The sequence below is a fragment of the Nocardioides sp. CF8 genome, assembly GCF_000389985.1.
GTDB lineage: Bacteria > Actinomycetota > Actinomycetes > Propionibacteriales > Nocardioidaceae > Nocardioides > Nocardioides allogilvus.
Genome location: NZ_CM001852.1, coordinates 3,470,968 through 3,478,640, shown reverse-complemented (window position 1 = coordinate 3,478,640; position 7,673 = coordinate 3,470,968). Strand labels below are relative to the sequence as shown.

9 protein-coding genes and 1 pseudogene are annotated in these 7,673 nt (G+C 71.7%); 3 read left to right on the top strand and 7 right to left on the bottom strand.

Translation table 11 applies throughout. The features are described from left to right. Window positions 1–213: 213 nt before the first annotated feature. The 3 genes from CF8_RS16990 to CF8_RS16980 all read right to left on the bottom strand — a co-directional run bounded on the left by CF8_RS16990 (window position 214) and on the right by CF8_RS16980 (window position 2,822). Window positions 214–1,089, bottom strand: a complete 876-nt coding sequence (locus tag CF8_RS16990; RefSeq protein WP_010834330.1) for an HpcH/HpaI aldolase/citrate lyase family protein — start codon at window positions 1,087–1,089, stop codon at window positions 214–216. Continuing rightward, window positions 1,086–2,156: an HpcH/HpaI aldolase/citrate lyase family protein gene (locus CF8_RS16985; protein ID WP_010834329.1), complete on the bottom strand. Its 1,071-nt coding sequence runs from the start codon at window positions 2,154–2,156 to the stop codon at window positions 1,086–1,088. Before CF8_RS16985 ends, CF8_RS16990 begins: the two co-directional genes overlap by 4 nt. 126 nt (window positions 2,157–2,282) lie before the next feature. Then, window positions 2,283–2,822 carry a J-domain-containing protein gene (locus tag CF8_RS16980; RefSeq protein WP_036491316.1) on the bottom strand — a complete coding sequence of 180 codons (540 nt, stop codon included), beginning with the start codon at window positions 2,820–2,822 and terminating at the stop codon, window positions 2,283–2,285. 64 nt (window positions 2,823–2,886) lie between these two features. Between CF8_RS16980 and CF8_RS23695 the strand changes: the two are divergent. Then, window positions 2,887–3,192, top strand: a pseudogene (locus CF8_RS23695) (MOSC domain-containing protein); the annotation flags it as partial. Between the two features lie 29 nt (window positions 3,193–3,221). After that, window positions 3,222–3,554 carry an MOSC domain-containing protein gene (locus CF8_RS23515; RefSeq protein ID WP_010834327.1) on the top strand — a complete coding sequence of 111 codons (333 nt, stop codon included), beginning with the start codon at window positions 3,222–3,224 and terminating at the stop codon, window positions 3,552–3,554. On the opposite strand, the gene CF8_RS16970 is transcribed toward CF8_RS23515, so the two are convergent. Both CF8_RS16970 and CF8_RS16965 read right to left on the bottom strand, forming a co-directional pair. Next, window positions 3,547–4,323 carry an isocitrate lyase/PEP mutase family protein gene (locus CF8_RS16970; RefSeq protein WP_010834326.1) on the bottom strand — a complete coding sequence of 259 codons (777 nt, stop codon included), beginning with the start codon at window positions 4,321–4,323 and terminating at the stop codon, window positions 3,547–3,549. The two genes, CF8_RS23515 and CF8_RS16970, sit on opposite strands and share 8 nt — an antisense overlap. A 32-nt stretch (window positions 4,324–4,355) precedes the next feature. Further along, the gene (locus CF8_RS16965) at window positions 4,356–4,976 is read right to left on the bottom strand and encodes a nitroreductase family protein (RefSeq protein ID WP_010834325.1); all 621 of its coding nucleotides are present in this window, start codon (window positions 4,974–4,976) and stop codon (window positions 4,356–4,358) included. 25 nt (window positions 4,977–5,001) lie between these two features. On the opposite strand from CF8_RS16965, the gene CF8_RS16960 reads away from it, so the two are divergent. Next, entirely contained in the window at window positions 5,002–6,111 is a 1,110-nt protein-coding gene (locus tag CF8_RS16960; RefSeq protein ID WP_010834324.1) for a PLP-dependent cysteine synthase family protein, read from the top strand. Here the strand turns inward: CF8_RS16960 and CF8_RS16955 are convergent. After that, complete coding sequence (locus CF8_RS16955) at window positions 6,060–6,620, bottom strand: hypothetical protein (protein WP_051204250.1); 561 nt, start codon at window positions 6,618–6,620, stop codon at window positions 6,060–6,062. The two genes, CF8_RS16960 and CF8_RS16955, sit on opposite strands and share 52 nt — an antisense overlap. Then, the gene (locus tag CF8_RS21160; RefSeq protein ID WP_010834322.1) at window positions 6,620–7,627 is read right to left on the bottom strand and encodes a hypothetical protein; all 1,008 of its coding nucleotides are present in this window, start codon (window positions 7,625–7,627) and stop codon (window positions 6,620–6,622) included. Before CF8_RS21160 ends, CF8_RS16955 begins: the two co-directional genes overlap by 1 nt. Between the last annotated feature and the right edge of the window lie 46 nt (window positions 7,628–7,673).

The window sequence follows — 7,673 nt, the reverse complement described above, 5'->3', positions numbered from 1 at the left end:
GGCATTCGGCGCGACAACCGTCCAGATGCCAGCTGGGGCCTGCAGGACCACGATCGGCTCGGTCGCCTCCGTCAGGTCGTACGCCGACGCGAGCCCGCCTCCCTCAGGAGGCCGTGCCAGAAGCCACGTGGTCGGACGTTGCGCGAGACGTCCGACGACCCGGTGGCCAGGACCACCACCTCGTCGGACGTCCCGGCTGACGTTCGACGAAGGTCAGACGGCTGCCTGCAGGGCCAGGATCGCGTCGTGGATCGACAACGTGCGCTGGGCCGACTCGACATGGAGGTTCTCCACCATCCGCCCGTTGTAGGTGACGACGCCGGTGGTGCGGTTGTCCCACGCCTCGAGGATGCCGCGGGCGTCCTCGACGGCCTGCTCGCTGGGCGCGAACGCGGTGTTGGCGCCCTCGACCTGGCCGGGGTGGATCAGCGTCTTGCCGTCGAAGCCCATCTGGCGGCCCTGCTCGCACTCGGCGAGGAAGCCGTCGACGTCCTTCACGTCGTTGTAGACGCCGTCGATGATGACGATGCCGGCAGCGCGGGCGGCCAGCAGCGCCAGACCTAGGCCGGTGATGACCGGCTGGCGGCCGGGGACGTGCTCGGCGTAGAGCTCCTTGACCAGGTCGTTGGTGCCCATGACGAAGCCGGTCAGGCGGGGCGAGGCCTGCGCGATCGAGAGCGCGTTGAGCATCCCGATCGGGGTCTCGACCATCGCCCACAGTGACGTCTTCTCGGGCGCCCCGGCGGCCTCCAGTGCGGCGACGAGCTGGTGGACCTCCTCGGCGGAGTTGACCTTGGGGACCAGCACCACGTCAGGACCGGCGGCCGCTGCCGCGGCGATGTCCGCGTCGTGCCACTCGGTGCCGATGCCGTTGACCCGGATGATCAGCTCGCGGGCGCCGTACGCCCCGGACTGCACCGCGGCAGCGGCCGCCGCGCGGGCGTCGACCTTCGCGTCGGGGGCGACTGCGTCCTCGAGGTCGAAGATGATGCCGTCGACGGGGAGGGTCTTGGCCTTCTCCAGTGCCTTGGCGTTGGAGCTCGGCATGTAGAGGACCGAGCGGCGGGGGCGGAACGTCGTGTCACTCATGCGTGGGCCTCGATCTGGATCGCGTCGTACTGCGCCTTGAGCACGGGGTCGATGGCGGCCAGCTGGTCGGCGAGCTCGACCATGACCAGGCACTGCTTGAGGGAGGCGTCGTCCTCCATCTTGCCGTCGAGCATCACGGCGCCGGTGCCGTCGCCCATGGCGGCGACCACGCGACGGGCGTGGGTGATGTCCTCGACGCTGGGGGCGAAGACGCGGTTGGCGATCTCGATCTGCTTGGGGTGCAGGCTCCAGGTGCCGACGCAGCCGAGCAGGAAGGCGTTGCGGAACTGGTCCTCGCACGCGGTCACGTCGGCGATGTCACCGAAGGGGCCGTAGTAGGGGTAGATGCCGTGCATCGCGCAGGCGTCGACCATGCGGGAGATCGTGTAGTGCCACAGGTCCTGCTGGTAGGTGGGGCGACGGGCCTCGGGTTGGTCGGGGTTGGGGTCCTCGCGGACGAGGTAGCCGGGGTGGCCGCCGCCGACGCGGGTGGTCTTCATCCGGCGGTCGGCAGCCAGGTCGGCGGGGCCGAGCGAGAGGCCCTGCATGCGCGGCGAGGCGCCGCAGATCTCCTCGACGTTGGCCACGCCGCGGGCGGTCTCGAGGATCGCGTGCACGAGGATCGGGCGGGTCAGGCCGGCCTTGGCCTCGAGCTGGGCGAGGATCCGGTCGATGTAGTGGATGTCCTCGGCGCCCTGCACCTTCGGGACCATGATCACGTCGAGCTTGTCGCCGATCTCGGCGACGAGGGTCGTCAGGTCGTCGAGCACCCACGGGCTGTCGAGCGCGTTGATCCGGGTCCAGAGCTGGGTCGGACCGAAGTCCGTCTCCTTCGCGATCCGGACGAGGCCGGCGCGCGCTGCTTCCTTGTTGTCGGCCTTGACGGCGTCCTCGAGGTTGCCGAGGAGGACGTCGACGGTGCCGACCATCTGCGGGATCTTGGCGGCCATCTTCTCGTTCGACGGATCGAAGAAGTGGATCGCGCGGCTCGGTCGAGCGGGGATCTCGGTGACGGGCTGGGGGGCGCCCACGGCGAGCGGGCGGAAGAAGTCCTTGCTTGAACGCATGGGCGCGAACTTACCGAAATGCCGCGCCGTCCGGTTATGACGGATCCCACGCGAGACGCCGGAGCGTGATCGTCCGTCATTCCGAAGAGCACTTATTGGTGCGGCTCGGTATGACGGATCGGGGGCTCAGGATCGGCGGCGGAAGAAGCCGCGTCGTCGGGGCGGTGCGGGCTCGACCTTGGCCGCTACCGCCGCGCGCTGGGCCTCGCGCCGCGCCGTACGCCGATCGCGCCACGCCGCCAGGGTCTCCTCGACGTCGCGCGGCATCGTGATCAGCGGTGGCCCGTCGACGGGGGTGTAGCGCGCCTTGAGCACCCGCGCGTTGAACTCCTCGACCTCTCGCCGCGCCTCCGACTCCGCCGTGATCGCGTCGAGTCGCGCGTCGAGCTCGGCGTCGTCCTTGCGCAGCGCCAGCGCGGGCGGCAGCACGCTGATCCGCTCGCGCTCGACGAGCTTCTTGAGCCACCAGTCCGGGTCGTGCTCACCGCCCAGGTCCTTGATCGGCTTGCCCGCGCCGGGCAGGTTGTCGAAGTCGCCCCGCTCCATGGCGACCCGCAGCTGCTGCTCGACCCACTGCGTCTGGTGGTGGACGCGCGCGGCCGCCGCTGTCTCCTTCGAGCGCTTCGCGCGCTCGGCCTCGTCGTGGTCGTGCTGCCGGTCGTCCATGGGCTCCTCCTGCACCCACGATAAATCGGCGCGCCAACGACCGCATCGCGCCTAGGGTCGCGCCATGGCCTCCGTGCTCTCCGTCAACGTCGGCGCACCGGCCCCGCGCCGCGGGAAGTCGACGCCGACCGGGATCGGCAAGGTGCCCGTCGAGCGCATCGACGTCACCGATCCCGGTCCCAAGCGACGCGGACCGAACGGACAGGGCTTCTCGGGGGTCGCCGGCGACTTCGTCGGCAACGGTCGCCACCACGGAGGCAGCGAGCAGGCGGTCTACGCGGTCGCGCGCGAGGAGCTCGACCACTGGGCACTCGAGCTGGGACGAGACCTGCCCGACGGCATGTTCGGCGAGAACATCACGACCCTCGGCCTCGACGTCGATTCCGGGAGTACGGCGACGTGTGGTCCATCGGCAGTGCGGTGCTGCGCGTCAGCGCACCCCGCGTGCCGTGCGCGACCTTCGCGAGCACGATGGGCGAACCGGGGTGGATCAGGCGGTTCGCCCGGAGGGGGCGGGCCGGGACCTACCTGGCGGTGGTGTCCCCGGGCACGATCCGCCCGGGCGACCCGATCGCCCTGGAGCCGTCCTACTCCGGCCTGCGCATCACCCACCTGTTGCATGCCTGGCTGGGCGACGTGTCACAGATGCGGGAGGCCCTGGCCCACGACCACCTCGACGATGAGAGCCGCGGCCACTTCACCCGCGCGCTGGCCGCGCGCGAGGTCAGTTGAGCTGACGCATCGTGGCGGGCACGCCGCCACCCCGCTGCACTTCCTCGACGAGCTCCTGCAAGGCGGTGAGCGCGACGCGCTGCGACATCGGGCCGTGGGAGACGCGGGCGACGCCGAGCTCCTGCTGGCGCTCGAGCGAGGGGCTGCCGGGGATGGCGATCGTGGTCAGGCGCTGCGGGCCGAAGGCGTCGACGAGGGTGACGATCTCCTCCTCGGTGAGGACCGCCGGCACGAAGACCACGGGCGCGCCGGCATCGATGAAGGCCTTGCCGCGCGCGACCGCGTCGGCGAGCACCTCGCCACGATCACGGTCGCGACCCTTCACGAACGCGTCGGTGCGGGCGTTGAGCACGAAGTCGGGCACGCCCTCGGCAGCAGCCGCGGCCATCACGGCCTCGACCTGCGCGGCGGCCTCGGCCAGCGGCTTCATCTGGTCCTCGAGGTTGGCCCCGACGACGCCGACGCCGATCGCGCGCCGGATGGTGTCGGGCGCGTCGCCGTACCCTCCCTCGAGGTCAGCGGAGACGGGCAGGTCGGTGGTCTCGACGATCCGGCGGCACATGTCGATCATCTCCTCGACCGGGATCTTCTCCCCATCGGGATAACCGAGCGTGGCGGCGATCGAGTGGCTGGCGGTGGCGAGGGCCTGGGTGCCCGGGGTCTCGGCGACGACCTTGGCGGTGATCGCGTCCCAGACGTTGACGACGGTCAGCAGCTCGGGTGCCTGGTGCAGGGCGAGGAGGTCAGAAGCGCGCGCGGCAGTGGTCATGCCTGTCATCAAAGCAGGGCGACCCCAGCCGGTCACGAGGAGAAGCGGCCCCGATGGACGACGCCGGAGCGGCGCGGGCGGCGGGCCGGCGAGCCGGGCGAACCGGTGTCGTCCGCCCGGTGACCGACCGTGATCGCGCCGACGGGCTTGAGGTTGGGGGGTACGTCGAAGGCGGCTCGGAAGGCGTCGATCCGTGCGCCGGGGACCCCGAAGAAGCAGGCGCCCAGGCCCTCGTCGACCGCTGTCTGGAGGATCAGGAGGGAGGCCATCGCGGCGTCCATGTGCCAGTAGGGAACGGGCCAGTCGGGCGTGCCCTTGTCGGCCTCGGCGTAGCGGTCGAGGTAGGCGCCCTTGTCCGACATCGGCACGATCACGACCGGCGCGGTGCGCATGCCGTCGAGCCACGTGGTGGGTTTCGAGACGAGACTCCGTCCCTCCTCAGCCGCCGGGGGAGCGTCCGGAGACGTCGCGGTCCAGAACAGGTCCACGTCGGCCGGGGTGTCGAGGACGAGGAACGCCCAGCCCTGGGTGAAGCCCGCGCTGGGCCCGCGGGTGGCGTTGGCCAGGAGCCGGTCCACCGACTCGGGGGCCACCGGCCGGTCGGCATAGCGACGCACCATCCGCCGTCGGCGTACGACCTCTTGGAACTCCACGGCGCAACTGTGGCACGCTCCGACCATGACCGGGTCCGTGGAGAGATTGCTGGAGGTCGACCAGTCGGGGCACGCCGACCGTGGCTGGGTGATCGAGGCTGTCCGCAGGCTGAAGGCGGACCAGCAGCGCTCCGCCGACACCCACCTGCACGCCGTGCGCATCCCGGCGCTGCCCGGCATCGACCTCTACCTCAAGGACGAGTCGACGCACCCGACCGGATCGCTCAAGCACCGGCTGGCGCGGTCGCTGTTCCTCTACGGCCTCTGCGGCGGCCTGATCAAGGAGGGCACGCACGTCATCGAGGCGTCGTCGGGGTCGACGGCGGTCAGCGAGGCCTACTTCGCCCACCTGCTCGGCCTGCCGTTCACGGCCGTCATGGCGAAGTCGACGTCGCCGTCGAAGATCGCGCTGATCGAGCGCGAGGGCGGCCGCTGCGTGCTGGTCGACGACCCGGCGGAGGTCTACGACACCGCGCGCAACCTCGCGCAGGAGACCGGCGGCCACTACCTCGACCAGTTCACCTATGCCGAGCGGGCGACCGACTGGCGCGGCAACAACAACATCGCCGAGTCGATCTTCGAGCAGCTCGGGATGGAGCGGTTCCCGGCGCCGACGTGGGTCGTGGTCGGTGCCGGCACCGGGGGCACCTCGGCGACGATCGGGCGCTACGTCCGCTACCGCGGCCTCGACACCCGCCTGTGCGTGGTCGACCCCGAGAACTCCGCCTTCCTCGCCGCCTTCCGCGACCCCGGCTGTGGCGAGACCACCTGTGGCTCGCGGATCGAGGGCATCGGGCGGCCGCGTGCCGAGCCGTCCTTCCTGCCCGACGTCGTCGACCGGCTGGTGCGCGTCCCCGACGCCGCGTCCGTGGCGGCCGCCCACTTCCTGCGGGCCCGCACCGGCCAGCTCGCGGGGCCGTCGACCGGGACTGCGCTCTATGCCGCGACCAAGCTGGCCTGCGACATGCACGCCGCCGGTGAGTCCGGCTCGATCGTGACCCTGCTCTGCGACGACGGGGTGCGCTACCTCGACACCTACTTCTCGGATGCCTGGGTCACCGAGCAGGGCTGGGACCTCGCGCCCTACCTCTCCGTCCTCGGCACCGCCTGGGACGACGGGACCTGGACGGGCTGAGCCGTCTGCTCGCTCAGTCGCCTGAACGTCAGCAGCTGCTTGCGCATCATCACCAGGTCGCCCCAGGCGAGCAGGAACGCCCGGACGCGGCCGAGACCGTGCCGCGGGGTCAGGAAAATGTCGCAGCGCAAGGTCGTCCCGCCGACCCGCGGCACCGCTTGGTAGGTGCACACCAGCGGCCCGAACGCCCGGACCGGTCCCGGGTCCGTGAGCGTCAGCTCCAGCACCCGGTCGGGGACGATCGCGGTCACGGTGAAGATGTCCATCATCGCCGTACCGACCCTCACGTCGAGGCCCTCGACGAGGTGCCGCGGGCTGCGGCGTCCCCAGTTGTCGAGCAGGTCATAGGAGTACGGCGCCAGCTGCATCTGGAGCAGCCAGCGGAACACCACCTCCGGGGCTGCCTCGACCGACACCGAGCGGACCAGGTGGGGGCCGTCGTAGGTCGGCGGTGCCGTCGGCGCGAGCGATGCGCCGAGGTTGCCCCAGGTCCACGGGAGGTGGCGCATCACCGCTCACCCACCCGGCGGGCGGCGTAGGCGAGTCCGGCCACGGCCAGCGCGACGCCCCACAGCGGCCAGAAGAGCTCCGGCACCCAGGCGGCCCAATCGGCCTCGTTGCCCGGGATGTCGGTGATCTGGCCGGTCCACATCAGCCGCCAGAACGCGAGCCCCGCGGAGAAGACGACGGCTCCGACGAACACCGACGGCAGCAGCGCCAGCCGCACCGGCACCGGGCGCCCGCCGATGACCGGCAGCCACGACCAGAAGACCTCACCCCAGCGCATCACCAGGCCGGCGGTCAGCACGCAGCCGACGAGCGCCGCCAGGGCCAGGCCGAGCCCGGCGAGCTTCCCGTCCCCGAGCTCGACCAGGAACTCCTCGCGCACGCCGAACGGGATGCCGAGCGCCCAGGCGAGACGGGTGGAGGCATAGAAGGCGGGTACGGCGATGGCGACCGCCACCGCCCAGCGGCACACCCGCGCCGCGGTCGCGACCGGCCAGCCCGGACGGTCGGTGGTCGCGCGCAGCGCGGCGACGCCGGTCAGCACGAGCGCCAGCCCGCCGACGGACTCACCGACGGACGCGAGCGCGGGCACCAGCCGGTCTGTCGCCACCTCGTCCATGGGGCCGACCCCGACGAGCCCGAGCAGCAGCATCGGCAGGTAGCCCAGGAAGGTGAGCGAGCGCGCGTCGGCGAGGACGAGTGCGGTGACGAGGCCCGTCGCCACGAGCAGCGACCCGGCGAGGCGTGGGGACCGCGACCGGAGGGCGAGCCCGACCAGGCCGAGCGCGCCGAGCGCGACGATGAGGACCGAGACGTCGGGGGAGGACAGCGACCCGAGGACCGACGCCTCGGTCGGCACCCAGGGGGCCCCGGTGTCGCGGAGGAGGTGGAGGACGGCGAGGCCGAGGTAGGCGACCGACCAGAGGCCGGCGAGCCAGGGACTGAGACCGGCGGCGCGCGGACCGGCGGACGTGGAACGGGTCGTGTGGTGGGTCTGCAGGATGGTCATGACGCCACGCTGTCGCGTCGCGCAGCGACGTACCTCCACCTGCGGT

Bases quoted from the DNA above. Each gene is read 5' to 3' on its own strand.
- CF8_RS16980 (WP_036491316.1), bottom strand. From the start codon at position 2,822: ATGGACGACCGGCAGCACGACCACGACGAGGCCGAGCGCGCGAAGCGC.
- CF8_RS16955 (WP_051204250.1), bottom strand. From the start codon at position 6,620: ATGCGCCACCTCCCGTGGACCTGGGGCAACCTCGGCGCATCGCTCGCG.
- CF8_RS16970 (WP_010834326.1), bottom strand. From the start codon at position 4,323: ATGACCACTGCCGCGCGCGCTTCTGACCTCCTCGCCCTGCACCAGGCA.
- CF8_RS21160 (WP_010834322.1), bottom strand. From the start codon at position 7,627: ATGACCATCCTGCAGACCCACCACACGACCCGTTCCACGTCCGCCGGT.
- CF8_RS16985 (WP_010834329.1), bottom strand. From the start codon at position 2,156: ATGCGTTCAAGCAAGGACTTCTTCCGCCCGCTCGCCGTGGGCGCCCCC.
- CF8_RS16960 (WP_010834324.1), top strand. From the start codon at position 5,002: ATGACCGGGTCCGTGGAGAGATTGCTGGAGGTCGACCAGTCGGGGCAC.
- CF8_RS16990 (WP_010834330.1), bottom strand. From the start codon at position 1,089: ATGAGTGACACGACGTTCCGCCCCCGCCGCTCGGTCCTCTACATGCCG.